Genomic DNA, 14,446 nt, shown 5'->3' with positions numbered 1-14,446 from the left:
AATAAGGGGGTCAACACAATGGTTAATAAACGGCGGGCACGCGCCATTCTTTGTACGGCGGCACTTATGCTTGCTGCCGGTTGCGGCAAAACGGACGGGAAGGGCGAGGCGGGGAAACCGGCAGCACAGCCGGAAATCGATTACAGCACCATGGCGGCGGAAGTCGTCATCCAGGACTTGTCCGGCGGGACGGAAGAGAAGTTCAACCAATCTTACGGCGAGTTTATCAAGAAGAAGTTTCCGAACTTCAAAGTGACGTTCATTCCGTGGAAAACGGGGACGAAGCTGCCGGAACTGACCGCTTCCGGGCAAAATGTCGACCTCGTATACGGCTCAATGGAGACGATATCGAGTCCGCTGATAGGCTCGGGCCAACAATACGACATGACCGAGCTGATCAAGAAGCACGGCGTCGATTTGTCCAAGTTCGAGCAGACGACGATCGACGGAGCCCGGGCGATGGGGGAGGGGAAGCTTTACTTTTTGCCGGTCACGACGATGGTTCAAGTGATGTTTTACAACAAAGGCATTTTCGATAAATTCGGCGTGCCTTATCCGAAGGACGGCATGACTTGGGACGACGTGAAGGAGCTGAACCAGAAATTGACGAGAAGCGAAGGCGGAGTCAACTACATGGGGTATTCCGCCTCGCCGAACCACATCCTGCGCATGAATCAGCTGTCGCTGCCGCTCTATGACCCGGAGACGAAGAAGCCGCTGCTGTCGGACGAGCGCTGGAAAACGATGTTCGACACTTATTTTTTGAATCAAGCGACAAGCAATTACCAAGCATGGTCGACCGCCAAGAAAAAGCTGCCCTATTATACGGAAATGACTTCGACGCAAGAGTTGGCCATGATGGTGTTCAATTCCCAGTTTCCGTTCGACGGTCCCGAATATGTGAAAAATATCGACTGGGATCTAGTCTCGCTCCCGACGTTGAAGGAGAAGCCGAAGGTCGGCTCGCAAGCGTCGCCGCGAATGTTCGCGATCACGAATACGGGCAAGAACAAAGATGCGGCGATGGCCATTATCCGCTATTTGACTTCGCTCGAGATGCAGACGCAGTTTTCCAAGCAGGGCTATATGACGGTGCTGAATGACGAGGGCGTCAAGAAACTGATCGGCTCGGAAAGCCAGTTCAAGGGCAAAAATTGGCAGGCCGTCTACTATAATCAGATCGCCCCGAAGTCGTACCAGAGCATATACGACGGAGATTTGTTGAATCTGTTTACGCCGAACGTACTCAAAATCGTCTCCGGCCAGACGGATATCAATACGGCGCTGCGCAGCGCGCAGGAGGAAGCCGAGAAGTTCCTACAGGCGGAAGGGAAGAAATGACCGCATCACGTGCGGATAGCGGAACTGTAGTGCGCTAAATTGGATATTTCACAGTCTTTCTTGGTTATAACGGAACTGTAGTACGCTAAGCCATACTTTTTTTGCTTCGCTGGCGATAAAAAGGCTGAATAACGGACTACAGTTCCGTAATTTTGGCGGCATAGTTGTTGCAGCGGTCGATAGCACACTACAGTTCCGTTATTTTATCGAGCCCGTCCCATGGGGGATGGGTTTTTTGCCGTTTCCCGCACGGTAAGAAGCGCACAAGTCGGCCGTTCTTCACGTTTACTGGCGGGCTATCTGCAAGGCGGCGGCCATTTCCGCCCAAGCGAACGACAACAATGAATGAAACGCCCATCGAGGGACAGCGGGCTGTATATGTTTTGTGTAGGTGCCTTTGTTGTGCATTTTTGTAACAACTTTGAGCAGACATCTGTCGATTGTTGTCGTGCAAGGAAGAATTCAAGTTCACAGTCGTTGAAAGGAGTATACAGTTATGAGCGACTGATTGGCCTTGCATGGCAGGGTCAACCAACAGGGCGGTTAAATACCAATGGGATTGAGTAACTAAATGTATACGTTAGTGGCAGTCTAAGACTTTATTTTTCAAGTCTAGGTCCGCCACTGTTTCCTTTAGGACAAATTTGTTGTTTCAAAAAAAGCAACAAAACACTAGTGAACTTGCTAATCCTGACATACTATTGTCTACAATGAAAGTTTATGATGCAAGTAAGAGCCTAATTACCCGCAGGAGTTAAAGCATCGTGTTCGTGTAAACAAGATGTTCTGAATTGGGGGGACAACAGTGAAACTTGAGCGACTTATGGCCATTACTATCCTTCTATTAAACCGCAAACGCGTTCAGGCTCAAGAATTGGCTGATCGTCTGGAGGTTTCCTTGCGTACGATTTATCGCGATTTGGAATCATTGAATCTAGCAGGAATTCCTATTGTTTCGTACACGGGAGCGGAAGGCGGATTCGAAATCATGGAAAACTTTCGCTTGGATCGGCAAATGCTTTCATTTGATGAGCTTATGGCCCTCTCTACAGCTTTGCGAGGTCTTCATTCCTCGCAAGCATTTAGCAACCCAAATTTGGACGGACTGCTCGATAAAGTCGGCGCATTGGTCTCGAAGGCAGAACAAGGTCGTGTGGCTGGTGCTGATCAGGTCATCATAGACTTAAATCCGTGGAAAAGCAGCACTTCTGAACGAAACAAGTATGACATGCCTTTATGTCAGAGGAAGAGAAACAAATGATTAGCGGCTTCACACCACTCAGACGTGTGGCGGAACCTGATGATATTGCAGGAGTTATTTCTTTCCTGGCAAGCGATGACTCACGATTTATTACCGGATCGTATACCCCTGTTACTGGGGGGCTGTAATTGGAGTCCAGTGTCATCTGATACTACCAATGCCAAAGTACGTAAAAGAACGGCAGTCTAGGATTTTATTTCGTCCAAGGCTGCCGTTCTTTTATGTGGCATGCCAGTCTAATATTTGCCCCACGGCTTGCAGGCAACTCCTAATATTCGCGACTATACTTTTTTACATAGGTGGGTCATATTTACAAAAATACATCGGCTAACTGATAATGGAAAGGATCAAGAAAAATTTTTGATCCGTTATGTCGATTATGCCGGTTTTCATTCGTCGTTTATACAAAGACAAAATTAAGCGGATAGGGAACTGGAGAACTTGTCTTTAATACGTATGAGGAGGAGAAAAACAAATGCGATTCATGATGATCGTCAAAGCAACCAAGGATTCAGAGGCGGGTGTGAAACCTAGCGAGGAACTGTTCGCAGCAATGATGCGGTACAACGAGGAGTTGGCCAAGGCCGGGGTGCTGCTCGCTGCAGACGGACTTCAATCAAGTTCGAGCGGCATCCGGATTTCTTATCCTGAACCAGGCGGCAATCCGAAGATAATCGATGGCCCCTTCACTGAGGCTAAAGAGCTAATCGCCGGCTATACGCTTATCGAAGTCAATTCAAGGGAAGAAGCGATCGAATGGGCAATGCGTATGCCGGATCCGCACGGTTTCGGAGAAGGCGAAATCGAACTCAGGCAGGTGTTCGAGATGCCTGAATTGACGCAGGATCCGAACATGCTGGCCATGGAAGCGGACCTGCGCAACCAGATTAACATGCTGAACAAAAAATAAACCGAGCAGGCGCTGGTATTAACGCCGGAGATGAGGTGGATGTTGACCTCGAACTCGATACAGAGACACGAGAGGTTGCCGTACCTCCGGACTCCAATAAAATGCAAAAGCCTTATACCAAACCCAAAATGAGAGGAAGTATTTAAAATGTCAAAAATCACCCCTTATATTCACTCAGAAGATGCAAGAGCGCAAGCTGGATTCTACATCCAAGCTCTCGGTGGTGAAATCACGTCCGTCACTACGTTCGGATCGATCCCAGGCACGCCGGAAGAGAACAAAGATAAAGTTATGCATATGCGGGTCATTGCCGGCGGGAATGAACTTTTCTTCTCCGATTCCGTGTTCGGGCCGGTTCAGCAGGGACGTAGCATTTCACTGAGCGTTGCTTACGAGAAGGATGCCGACGCTCGCGAAGCCTTTAAAAACCTGTCGGAAGGCGGCCAAGTGAAATTCCCATTCGATCTGCAAGTTTGGGGTGGCTACTATGGAGAAGTCCAAGATAAATACGGCTTCAATTGGATGATTGTGATACCCGCCTGAGTTTGTTAAGGATCGAGTATGAGAAACGGAATGCGCTTCGATAATGGAGTAGATAAAACCACATTTAATTCAGTGTGGTTTTATCTTTTTGTTAGAGGCACCATTGATTCCTTCGTTTGCAAGGTGGTATCCTGGTAATCTCACCGGCGAAACAGCAAGTGTTAGACGAGGCATTTCGTGTACTGAAGTCCGGTTGGCGGCGTCATTTTTTGAACATAAGGAGAGCGAGACAGCCACCGTTGATGTGCTTTCCAGATTCGCCCGCCACTGGAAGGAAGTTCGGATCAAGAATGTCATTGCAATTTGGAGTTGAATCATTTATTATGGACATTAAAGATCTATAATAATGATAATGTTGAGAAGGGAGAAGGGAAACTTGCAGTTCTCCAAAAGTACAGATTATGCCCTACAAATGTGATTCAAGTGATTGAAGGACAGCAGTTATTCGAGTGCTCGAATTCGAATTCGAGTTCGCGGCAGCACCGGCTGTTAGCGGAAGAGGGGCTGCACAACGGGAGCAGAAACGTCTGGAAAAAAACGAATGTTTGGTTGAGAAAGTTATGAACGGCGCGGAGCAGCATCTGCACCAATACTTGCAGGAACATACGATTCAGTCGGTATTGGATGAGGCGTTCAAGCGCTGCAGCCACGAGGTAAACAAGAAATGATGCACTTCTTGTATTCTAATTATGGATATTATCGATCCATGGAGGATGAGGTTTATGGTGGATAAAAAACTTCTCGATGTGGCGATTATTGGCGGCGGTCCATCTGGGTTGAGTGCCGCCCTGGTGCTTGGGAGGGCGAGGAAACATGTAGCGGTGATCGATGAAGGCCGTCCTCGTAACGCTGTAACCCACGAGACTCACGGGTTTCTGACCCGAGCGCGAGGAACTCCAGCGGAATCAAGTGCCTCTGTTCGACTCGCCGATCCGGCACATTGACTCTAGCGACGGGATCGTGCGGCAAGTCGTTCTTGAGGACGGGACGACCGTTCCATGCAGGGGGATCTTTTTCAAACCGGAGCTAGTTACGGGATCGGACTTGCCGCGAGCTATCGGATGCCAGATCACGGAAACGGGGGCGGTCGTCGTCGACGAGTTCGGGAAAACGAATGTTCCGGGTGTATATAGTGCTGGAGATGCTGCATCGCGATTGCATCAAGCCATTGCTGCCGCCTCTTTAGGCTCGTTTGCCGCCGCGGTCATCAACAATGAACTAAATGCAGAGGCTTGGGGGAGAAACGGATGAGTAATTTGAACAATATTAAGCGCGGTCCGATCATGTTTGCCCTGATTATCGGCATGTTCGTCGCCGCTTTGAACGAGACGCTAATGGGCAATGCCCTTCCCGAATTGATGAAATCGTTCGGCGTGTCTGCGGCAACGGGCCAGTGGCTGTCCACCGCCTACATGCTCGTCGTTGGCGTGCTTGTTCCGGTGACGGCAATCCTGCAGCAATGGTTCACGACCCGGCAAATATTTTTGTCGGCGATGGGTCTGTTCTTCGTCGGTACGGTCACCTCGGCGGTGTCGCCGGAATTCGGCGTGCTGCTGGTCGGGCGGATTATTCAAGCGATAGGAACCGGCATGCTGCTGCCGCTTGTAATGAACGTAATCATGACCATTTATCCGCCGGAAAAGCGGGGAGGCGCAATGGGGATGTTAGGGCTCGTCGTCATGTTCGCGCCGGCGATCGGTCCGACTATATCCGGTTTAATCGTTGACGGGCTTTCATGGCGCTGGCTGTTTTACCTTGTGATACCGTTTGCGCTGCTCTCCATTATTATAGGAGCCGCTGTCTTGAAGAATGTGTCGGAAGTCACCAAACCGCGAGTGGACTTCTTATCCATCGTGTTGTCGACGATCGGCTTCGGCGGAATCGTCTATGGGTTCAGCAGTGCTGGCGAGCACGGTTGGTCGGAGCCGGAAGTCATCTGGACGATCGCCGCGGGCGGTGTTTCCTTGTTGCTGTTCGTCTGGAGGCAGCTATTGTTAAAGCAACCTGTCATGGATTTACGTGCGTTTCGGAATCCGACATTTGCGCTTGTCGCGGTGCTGCTGTTCGTGCTGATGATGACATTTTTCTCATCGGCGATCATGCTTCCGATGTTTATGCAAGGCGTGCTCATGGTAACGGCATTCAAGTCCGGTTTGATCCTCCTTCCCGGCGGGATTGTGAACGGGTTCATGGCCCCGATCTCAGGCAAGCTGTTTGACAAGTTTGGGCCCCGCGTTCTGGTTATCCCAGGACTGGCCATTGCCGTCGTCTCGTTGTGGCAATTCACCCGATTCGACGAAGCAACGAGCACCGGCTTCCTCGTCGCCGTTCATATCGCGCTGATGATTGGCATCGCGCTAGTCATGATGCCCGCACAGACAGCTGGGCTCAACCAGTTGCCAAGCCATTTGCATCCGCACGGGACGGCGATCTTGAATACGCTGCAGCAGGTGTCCGGCGCAATCGGTACTGCCCTGTATATTAGTATTATGTCGGGCGGACAGAAGCAATACTTGAGCGGAGCGAACGATCCGCAGGCTCCGGCGGAAATCGCCAAAGGACTCTCAGCTGGTATCAACAACGCCTTCTGGTTCGGCGTCATCGTCGCGCTCGTCGCGCTCGTACTCGGTCTCTTTCTCCGTAAAGGGAAATCGCCGGAACATGAACAGGCGGAACAGGCTGCAGGATGAATCAGGCCGTTCGTTTAAGGGGATCCATAAACCATAAGGAAAGCGTGGGAATACTCATGAACGATTTTTTTAATGCAGCTCTATGGGAAAAAGCGTGGAAAGACGATTCCGATTTGAAAATCAACAGGATGAAAAAGAATGGAGTCGATCCTGCCCGATCTTTTGACCACAAGGCCAAGACCTTCAACGAACAATCGTTTAGCGAAGAAGGAAGAAAGCGAACCAAACGAATCATGAACTGGCTGGAAGGACAAGGAGTTCAGTTCGAAAACAGCTCCATTTTGGATATCGGCGCCGCATCGGGCGTGTTCTCGGTACCGTTTGCGGAGCGAGGGGCCCGTGTAACCGCCATAGAGACTTCTCCCCCGCTGATCGAATTGCTGGAAGAAAACATCTCGAGCTTCGCCGAAGACCAGGTGAAGATTGTACCCCTACCGTTTGAAGAAATCGACGTAGAGGCCAAGGGCTGGAACCAGGCCTTCGATCTCGTCTTTGTCTCGATGAGCCCTGTCATTCACAATTGGGAGAGCGTGGAGAAGGTGCTCCAGTGCGCTCGAAAGTTCTGTTATATCAGTATGCCGGTAATTCCTGCGGAGCACAGCCTGGTGAATGAAATTTGGCCGCTCATCACCGGCCAGCCCTACCATACGAAACTTATGGAAATGGGATATTTGCTGCATCTGCTGTATCTTAAAGGTTATGCATACGAATCGCTTATCACGCGGGAAGCGAAAACGACGGAAGTCTCCAGAGAAGCGGCGTTGCAGGAAGCGATGACTTGGCTTGGCCATCACCGTCTGCCTGCAGATGAGCGGAATCGGAACATCGTTGCCGACTATTTGAATCAAGCCTATCCGTCCGGCAAAGTCGTCATCCAGGAGGGTGGACGTTTTGGCAAAGTCCTGATTCGATTGCAGGATCAGAACATGTATACGAGAGAGATTTGAGTCTGATAAGAATTGAATTATCATTAAATCATGGGGGGAATGGACGATGAGAATAGATGTTTGGTCGGATTTTGGATGTCCCTTTTGTGTGATAGGTAAAAGAAAACTTGAGAATGCTCTTGGCATGTTTACGATGGGGGATAAAGTGGAAGTTGTATATCGCAGTTTCCAACTTGATCCTAATGCAGAAAACAGAACGATTAGTACCCAGCAACTTGCTCGGGAAAAGGGAATGACTGTCGAGCAATTGAAAGCCAAGCAAGCACAAGTAGCTAAAATGATTAAAAAAGAAGCTGGACTCGATGTCAATTATGATCAAGTTATTGTTGCAAATACGTTTGATGGTCATCGTTTGGTTCATTTTGCAGCCAAAGTGGGAAAGGGAGCTGAGTTAACAGAACGCCTCATTCGCGCTTGCCTTTCGCAATCCATGAATATTGCCGACCACAACGTGCTTGTTTCCTTGGGCAGCGAGGCGGGGCTTAATGAACGGGACGTAGCGGAAATGCTTGAATCCGATGCTTATAAAGATTCGGTCAAAGCAGACATCGCCGAGGCTAGAAAGTTGAATATTTCAGGAGTACCATTCTTCGTGTTTAATAACAAATACACCATCTCGGGTGCTCAGTCCGAGGAAGGTTTTCTAAATGCTCTGAACTCGATCTGGGATGAAGAAAAGGAATTCCGAGAAGAAAAGGCGCGATCTAAAGGTGATGATAGCTGCACTGACGGGGTGTGCAATGTGTAATTTGGTTTGCCAACGTTAAGCGGGAGATTTGGCCCAACTGGTTCAAGATGTTACGGATAGGGCCATCCCACATAGGATGGCCTTCAACTTGCCGTTACAGACAGTGCGGAGAACCGTATCACAAGTAACGGCGAAATATTTGGTGAAACGGCTCCTTTGTAACCTATCAAATCTTCTTAGCAACAATGAAATATTCCTGAGAACTTTTCTTCAAGCAATCCGATTCGACAATTGAAAAATTCCCTTCCTCAATTGTATCGACTAAATTGCGTATTTTAAATGATCTTATATTCGGCACTAAACCAACCCTACCTGCAAAGAATAACAAGCTTCTCAGTAATATCTTTTCTCCCACGCATGGTGTTGCAGAAATCAGTAATCCTCCCGGTTTCAACAGTTCATTAATTCTTTGTAGAACGATATGTTCATCTTCCAACAAATGCAGAACATGAAAGACCAGGATGACATCAAATGAGCCTTTCTTATACCTTTCATCAAAAATGGTCGAATGAGCATAGTTTATATTTGCAATGTTTCGCTCTTTTGCCTTTTTTTCTGCAATTCCTATCATATTAGAAGATATATCAATTGCATGAATCCCTTTCACATATTCTGCAATTTCATTTGAGATCAATCCAGTCCCACAGCCGTAATCCAAAACAATGTCGCTTATGGTGAGATGCGTTTTCGTTCTTTTTATTATATTGATGTACGTCTGTTCATCCTTCATCTCTATTTGATCATATTTACTTGCTGTTTTGTCCCAAAAACTTTCTGATTTATTCATTTCAGTTACACCTTCTTTTTTAGAGCATCCATCTTAATTGGATACGGAATCCTGTTCCGCCCGGTTGAATCCTTTAATGATTAGCCATATAGCCAAAACCAATTGTTGAAAGGCTATTGGAATGTTCAACAGCATGTAGGTTGCATCCAGACCGATGAAGCGAATCATAAATAATAAGCTCGCCAATATGGACAATATAGACCCGGTAAGACCCGAAACTGACAACCAACGTGGAACTAATTTTGTTTGGTAAAATATGCAGGTAAACAAGAACATAGCCAAAACAAATGCCAGCGTCGTTGCCACATGGTTCACCAAATCACGTCCTTCCCGCAACAATCCACCCAGGTTCTGAAAATACGAGACATTCAGAGTTCCAACTTTTGCAAATTCGTGGCTTACTGTCAATAGCAACAGAAGAATGATTACACCTATAATAATGAACACACCCGCAATGATGCCGAAAGCAACAGATCCTAGAGCTAAACCTTTATTATGCTTACTTAAAATCGGATACATCATAATAGGAATGCCAACATATGCAACAACCATTAACAACTGGAAAAACGCTCCTATTCGTACCTGATTTTCATTTGTAGAAGCCTTGACAAGGTAGTCTGCTCCATCTATAACAGGAACAACGCTAAATATACCTGTAACCAAACCGGCTAGTAATAACGCCCCAGTAATTACTGCAGACCTTCTTCCTGAATTTGTACTCTTCCTCAACAAAATTAACCTCCTTAATAATACCTACCCTTGGCGGAAATTGCGGGATGTGCGAATTAAGAGGTCAAAGAAGTAGCGAGGATGGCATTACCTCTTTTACGACCGGTATCGGCATATCGATGTGCTTCAGCTGCGTGGTCCAGTGGGTATTGCCAATTAATCAATACGGCTGTTGCAAATTTCACTCCCCAGTTTTATCCGCGTTTTATTGCTTATCATCATATTGAAAGACCTCTTCGATGGACTTTCCGAACACACGCGCGATGCGAAAAGCCAACTCCAATGAAGGTGAATAATTCCCCTTCTCAATAGCAACAATCGTTTGTCTGGTGACCCCAGCCTTATCCGCTAATTGCTGCTGGGTCATCTCGTTATGATGAAAGCGAAGATTCCGTATATGATTGCTGATCGCATCCTTTCCCATGTCAAACTCCTTTTTTATAAAAGTATAATTGAGCGATACGTCCCAGTAGATCGGATAAAAAACCGAAGAAAATCAACGCAAGAAACGTTAAGTAAGTTGGAAGATCCGTAACGAGCGGAACCATGGATAATATAAACCCGAGGAAAAACACATAAAGCGAAATCCGGTCTGCCTTCAACTCGATGATCTTATCAAACTCGTCTTCAAAAGAAGGCTCATCTTCATTCGTGGCGATTTTATTAAAGATGACAAACCCGATATGAATGATAATCTTAGCTACAATCGACACCGGGAGCAGCACCAAAATGAAGGAACCCCAAAAACTGAAGTCGCTGGCCGAAGTGATTCTGCCTTCCTCGGCATTATTTATCGCGTATAAAGTGTAGAGGGTGAAGATGAGTATACTGCTGATGATGGAAACAATAATTTTTTTTTCTTGATAGGACATATTGACCTCATAATTAAAGTATAATTCAAAAATGTAAACTAAACTATACATAATGTAATTAAAACTAGATCCTTTGTCAAGTTTGTTTTACATATGGGTTGTACACTAGGAAGGGCGCAGTCATGTGAAGTGTATGATACAGATCTGCAGAAGCTTCATCTATCCATAAATGAGGTGATCCGTAAAAATGTTGGAACTTCATCATTGACACGACACTTAATGGTGTCCTATAATAAAAGGGACACCAAATGGTGACCTATCAGAGGATCAACGAAGAACTTGGGAGAGGGTGCTGTGAGCGAAAACTACCAGTTGCGGGATGTGTTTGACGCGATTGCAGACCCAACTAGACGCCGACTGATTCGTCTGTTAGCAGAGTCAGAGGAGATACCGCTTCATGAGTTAACGACACAGTTTCAAATGGGCCGTACAGCGGTATCCAAGCATTTGACAATCCTAAAAGAGGCCGGACTGGTCCTTGACCGAAAAGTCGGCAGAGAGACGCGATTTAGGCTAAACGCCTCACCCCTTAGAGAAATTCATGATTGGGTGGCGTTCTACAACAAGTTCTGGAGTACGAATTTGTTGCGTTTGAACCAACTATTAGAGGAGGAAGATGAATGAGTTTATCCTTATCCTTGGATTTTCAGTACACGGCATCGATCGAGAAGGTTTGGTCCGCCTTAACCGATTCAAGCAAGCTTGCCAAGTGGGTGTTCAACATCCACACCGGTCAGGCGATGGAGAATGATTTTGAGCCCGTCGTAGGACGCCGTTTTCAGTTTCGTACGCAACCGTCCGAATATTGGGATGGTATTATTGACGGAGAAGTGCTTATCGTGGACGCGCCAAATCGGGTGTCCTACACTTGGGCCAGCGGAGGGGAGAAGCATACGGTCACCTGGACGCTGCAGGATTTAGGGGACGGAAAGGTTAACCTTCATCTCGAACAAACCGGATTCGCCAATGCTCAAGGTCTCGAAGGCGCTAGGTATGGCTGGGGTAAATGGTGCGGCGAGCTTGAAAAGGTATTGGCCTAGTTGTAAAGGAAGGAGAGTCCTGTCATCGGATACCGGCATCTGGCAGCAGCCACATGCGCAGGAATTTGGATTGGCATCACGGTGCCGGTGGCAGGCCTCTTACATTCGAGAGTCAAGTCTCCTTTTGGACAAGCGACGCCCTACCTTAATCATTACTTTGGTTGCAGCCGCTCTGTACTCATGAATACATTCGGATTGCCGCATCCCTTTTAGATAATAGAATTGTCGGTTGACAAGAACAGGGGCCGTATGAAGTCCGTGAAACCGCGGGCTTTTGATTTATCGGACGGCAATCGAGCAAGTATTTTCTGCTTAAAACAAGTCGACAATATTGAGATACAAATGGATGATTGTCAAAAAGCAGAGGGGTGTACCTTGATGATAACAGGTAAAAGGAATACTAAAATTGATCCATTTTTTAGCAAGGCTAAAAAGTGGAAGGAAGAATTCGAGAAGTTGAGAGAGATCGTTCTCGACTGCGAGCTGACCGAAGAATTTAAGTGGATGCATCCTTGTTACACGTTTCAGAGTAACAACATCGTTTTAATCCATGGATTTAAAGAATACTGTGCGCTTCTGTTTCACAAAGGCGCCTTGTTAAAAGATCCCCATGGGATCCTGATCCAACAAACGGAGAATGTACAGGCGGCGCGCCAGATTCGGTTCACCAATGTTCAAGAAATAGATGAGATGCAGCTTATCTTGAAAGCATATATTGATGAAGCCATTGAGGTTGAAAAAGCCGGTTTGCAAGTGAACTATAACAAGAATACGGAATACACCATTCCTGAAGAACTACAAAATAAATTCGTTGAAATCCCTGACTTGAAAATTGCTTTTGAAGCACTGACGCCTGGACGGCAAAGAGGGTACATTCTTTACTTTTCAGCACCCAAGCAATCCAAAACTCGAGAGTCCAGGGTTGAAAAATATTTGCCGCATATTTTCAATGGAAAGGGATTAAATGATTAGTATATTTTATCAATGTCGAAGGACTAAAGCATACATCAAGTCACTACCAAAATAAAAGGAGAAGTATATGGGTAAAAAGCTATTTTATAACCCAACTCAACATCCAGAATGGATACCCCCGCATAGTCAAGAATGGTATGATCGATTAGCTTCAGAACATGGTGACCGTACTTGGCGAGATTCCGATAGCGAACCAAATGCGGTCTGTGAAAGGTCTCGGACCAATCTACACCGCAGCCATTTTGTCCGGTGCAGGTGACTGGAGACGATACACGCATGGGCGTCAGTTACTTCGGAAAGCTGGTTTACATTTAGCCGAAAGCATGTCCGGTAAGCGAAAGGGAGAGATCGTGCTCTCAAAACGCGGGGATGCGAAGCTGCGAAAATATGTGTATCTCGCTACGCTAGAGGACCGAGTTCGTACCCGATAAGGGCTCAGACCCATCAGCTAAACGCTATCTTTAAAACCATGTTTGCCGTTTATTTCCGCCAAAAAGTTGAACAGTCTGCCTTATCCAAAATATTAAACTCGATCATTTTCTCAAGTAATGAGAAATCAACCGGTCTATCCCACCGGATACGTACCAACTCCTTGGTGTGATCATAACCAGCCTGCACAATTTCATCAGAAAAACGATTAATCCCTGCCCTTTCAGGGGCAACAGCCAAATGATGTTTGGCTACGCTGAAGCCAATAATAAAGGTGCCGTGATCGGTAAACATAGGCTGATTCCACGCAATTTTTGGCATTAAGTTTGGAAATTTCTTAATTACCCAAGCGAAAACTTCTTCCGTTCGGGCCTGATGTTGCGGGTTATCAATACGCGCTAAAAATTCTGCAAAAACTTCCATGTTGTTCCCTCCTACCATAACAATTATGTCGTTCAAAGAAGTTTTTCGAACCCATTCGTCGTTAAAACCCCTCACGGAATCGCTCAGACACGTCTTAAACAACATCTATTCCCAACTATACATTATAAAGTATCTGATTTGTATCGCAGCGATAACCGGTCTGTCTAAAAACGAGCCAACATTCGGTCGCTGCCATCATGTGAAGACTGCGAAATGTGGCTATAGCCGCAGTTTAAGGCTTGAGTTGATTGTAGTTAATTGTAGTATATTATAGCCATTTAAAGAAATAAATAGAAAATTGAAGATTGAATGATTTCCCGTCAGAAAGTGGTTTTCAATCGGTTATATTTCTGGTGTAATATTCAATAATATCTTTGCGGCGTATAATTCCAATAAAAATACGATCATCGTTTACAACAGGTACGAAGTTTTGATCGGCGGCAAGTGCCAACATGTCCTCCATTTGCGCATTAATCGAAACGCATTCCGTACGGAGGCGTTTTTTGATTTCGGTTACAGAGGATTGATTCATATTGTCAAAATTAAGTCCAGGGGTATTTTTCAGCTTCCATAACAGATCGCCTTCCGATAGGGTGCCTATATATTTCCCTTCCGTGTCAATAATGGGGATTGCCGAGTATTGGTGATGTTCCAAATGTTCCATTGCTTCATGCATGGACATGGAGGTGGTGATATATGCAACCTTGTCTTTGGGATACAAGAAAGAAGATATTTGCATGGGTCCAGCCTCCTT

General features: G+C 46.5%; 17 protein-coding genes and 3 pseudogenes. 14 read left to right on the top strand and 6 right to left on the bottom strand.

The window, feature by feature from the left end:
- Positions 1–18: 18 nt before the first annotated feature.
- The 10 genes and pseudogenes from FE784_RS22460 (at position 19) to FE784_RS22415 (ending at position 8,440) form a co-directional block, all read left to right on the top strand.
- Positions 19–1,341, top strand: coding sequence for an ABC transporter substrate-binding protein (locus FE784_RS22460; RefSeq protein WP_176706427.1), 1,323 nt, complete (start codon positions 19–21; stop codon positions 1,339–1,341).
- An 805-nt stretch (positions 1,342–2,146) separates the two neighbouring features.
- Positions 2,147–2,602, top strand: a complete 456-nt coding sequence (locus FE784_RS22455; protein WP_139604467.1) for a helix-turn-helix transcriptional regulator — start codon at positions 2,147–2,149, stop codon at positions 2,600–2,602.
- Positions 2,578–2,730, top strand: a complete 153-nt coding sequence (locus FE784_RS22450; protein WP_139604466.1) for an SDR family oxidoreductase — start codon at positions 2,578–2,580, stop codon at positions 2,728–2,730. Before FE784_RS22455 ends, FE784_RS22450 begins: the two co-directional genes overlap by 25 nt.
- A 347-nt stretch (positions 2,731–3,077) precedes the next feature.
- Positions 3,078–3,512, top strand: a complete 435-nt coding sequence (locus FE784_RS22445) for a YciI family protein (RefSeq protein ID WP_139604465.1) — start codon at positions 3,078–3,080, stop codon at positions 3,510–3,512.
- 147 nt (positions 3,513–3,659) lie between these two features.
- Positions 3,660–4,055 (top strand): VOC family protein, encoded by a 396-nt coding sequence (locus FE784_RS22440; RefSeq protein WP_139604464.1) that lies wholly within the window; start codon positions 3,660–3,662, stop codon positions 4,053–4,055.
- Between the two features lie 411 nt (positions 4,056–4,466).
- A pseudogene (locus FE784_RS22435) lies at positions 4,467–4,723 on the top strand (transcriptional regulator); the annotation flags it as partial.
- Between the two features lie 57 nt (positions 4,724–4,780).
- Positions 4,781–5,306, top strand: a pseudogene (locus FE784_RS22430) (FAD-dependent oxidoreductase).
- The gene (locus tag FE784_RS22425; RefSeq protein ID WP_139604463.1) at positions 5,303–6,745 is read left to right on the top strand and encodes an MDR family MFS transporter; all 1,443 of its coding nucleotides are present in this window, start codon (positions 5,303–5,305) and stop codon (positions 6,743–6,745) included. Before FE784_RS22430 ends, FE784_RS22425 begins: the two are co-directional and overlap by 4 nt.
- Positions 6,746–6,801: 56 nt before the next feature.
- The gene (locus FE784_RS22420; protein ID WP_139604462.1) at positions 6,802–7,692 is read left to right on the top strand and encodes a class I SAM-dependent methyltransferase; all 891 of its coding nucleotides are present in this window, start codon (positions 6,802–6,804) and stop codon (positions 7,690–7,692) included.
- Positions 7,693–7,738: 46 nt separating this feature from the next.
- Complete coding sequence (locus FE784_RS22415; RefSeq protein ID WP_139604461.1) at positions 7,739–8,440, top strand: DsbA family oxidoreductase; 702 nt, start codon at positions 7,739–7,741, stop codon at positions 8,438–8,440.
- Between the two features lie 166 nt (positions 8,441–8,606).
- Here FE784_RS22415 and FE784_RS22410 read toward each other — a convergent pair whose 3' ends face one another.
- From FE784_RS22410 to FE784_RS22395, 4 genes are all read right to left on the bottom strand, one after another.
- Positions 8,607–9,227, bottom strand: coding sequence for a class I SAM-dependent methyltransferase (locus FE784_RS22410; protein ID WP_139604460.1), 621 nt, complete (start codon positions 9,225–9,227; stop codon positions 8,607–8,609).
- A 33-nt stretch (positions 9,228–9,260) separates the two neighbouring features.
- The gene (locus FE784_RS22405; protein WP_139604459.1) at positions 9,261–9,959 is read right to left on the bottom strand and encodes a DUF4386 domain-containing protein; all 699 of its coding nucleotides are present in this window, start codon (positions 9,957–9,959) and stop codon (positions 9,261–9,263) included.
- Positions 9,960–10,161: 202 nt separating this feature from the next.
- Positions 10,162–10,380, bottom strand: a complete 219-nt coding sequence (locus FE784_RS22400) for a helix-turn-helix transcriptional regulator (RefSeq protein ID WP_139604458.1) — start codon at positions 10,378–10,380, stop codon at positions 10,162–10,164.
- A gap of 1 nt (position 10,381) precedes the next feature.
- Positions 10,382–10,828, bottom strand: a complete 447-nt coding sequence (locus FE784_RS22395; RefSeq protein ID WP_139604457.1) for a hypothetical protein — start codon at positions 10,826–10,828, stop codon at positions 10,382–10,384.
- 294 nt (positions 10,829–11,122) lie between these two features.
- Between FE784_RS22395 and FE784_RS22390 the strand changes: the two genes are divergently transcribed.
- The 4 genes and pseudogenes from FE784_RS22390 to FE784_RS22375 all read left to right on the top strand — a co-directional run.
- Positions 11,123–11,452 (top strand): ArsR/SmtB family transcription factor, encoded by a 330-nt coding sequence (locus tag FE784_RS22390; protein ID WP_139604456.1) that lies wholly within the window; start codon positions 11,123–11,125, stop codon positions 11,450–11,452.
- Positions 11,449–11,868, top strand: a complete 420-nt coding sequence (locus tag FE784_RS22385) for an SRPBCC family protein (protein ID WP_139604455.1) — start codon at positions 11,449–11,451, stop codon at positions 11,866–11,868. Before FE784_RS22390 ends, FE784_RS22385 begins: the two co-directional genes overlap by 4 nt.
- Before the next feature lie 378 nt (positions 11,869–12,246).
- A complete protein-coding gene (locus FE784_RS22380; RefSeq protein ID WP_139604492.1) occupies positions 12,247–12,840 on the top strand; it encodes a YdeI/OmpD-associated family protein in 594 nt (197 codons plus the stop codon).
- 167 nt (positions 12,841–13,007) lie between these two features.
- A pseudogene (locus tag FE784_RS22375) lies at positions 13,008–13,247 on the top strand (transposase); the annotation flags it as partial.
- 73 nt (positions 13,248–13,320) lie between these two features.
- Here the strand turns inward: FE784_RS22375 and FE784_RS22370 are convergent.
- Together FE784_RS22370 and FE784_RS22365 are read right to left on the bottom strand one after the other, a co-directional pair.
- Positions 13,321–13,692, bottom strand: a complete 372-nt coding sequence (locus tag FE784_RS22370) for an iron chaperone (protein ID WP_139604454.1) — start codon at positions 13,690–13,692, stop codon at positions 13,321–13,323.
- Between the two features lie 334 nt (positions 13,693–14,026).
- Complete coding sequence (locus FE784_RS22365) at positions 14,027–14,431, bottom strand: CBS domain-containing protein (protein ID WP_139604453.1); 405 nt, start codon at positions 14,429–14,431, stop codon at positions 14,027–14,029.
- Between the last annotated feature and the right edge of the window lie 15 nt (positions 14,432–14,446).

The organism is Paenibacillus hemerocallicola, assembly GCF_006265175.1.
GTDB lineage: Bacteria > Bacillota > Bacilli > Paenibacillales > NBRC-103111 > Paenibacillus_AB > Paenibacillus_AB hemerocallicola.
Note: the sequence above shows the minus strand (reverse complement) of the source record. Positions and strands in the feature narration are given on the sequence as shown.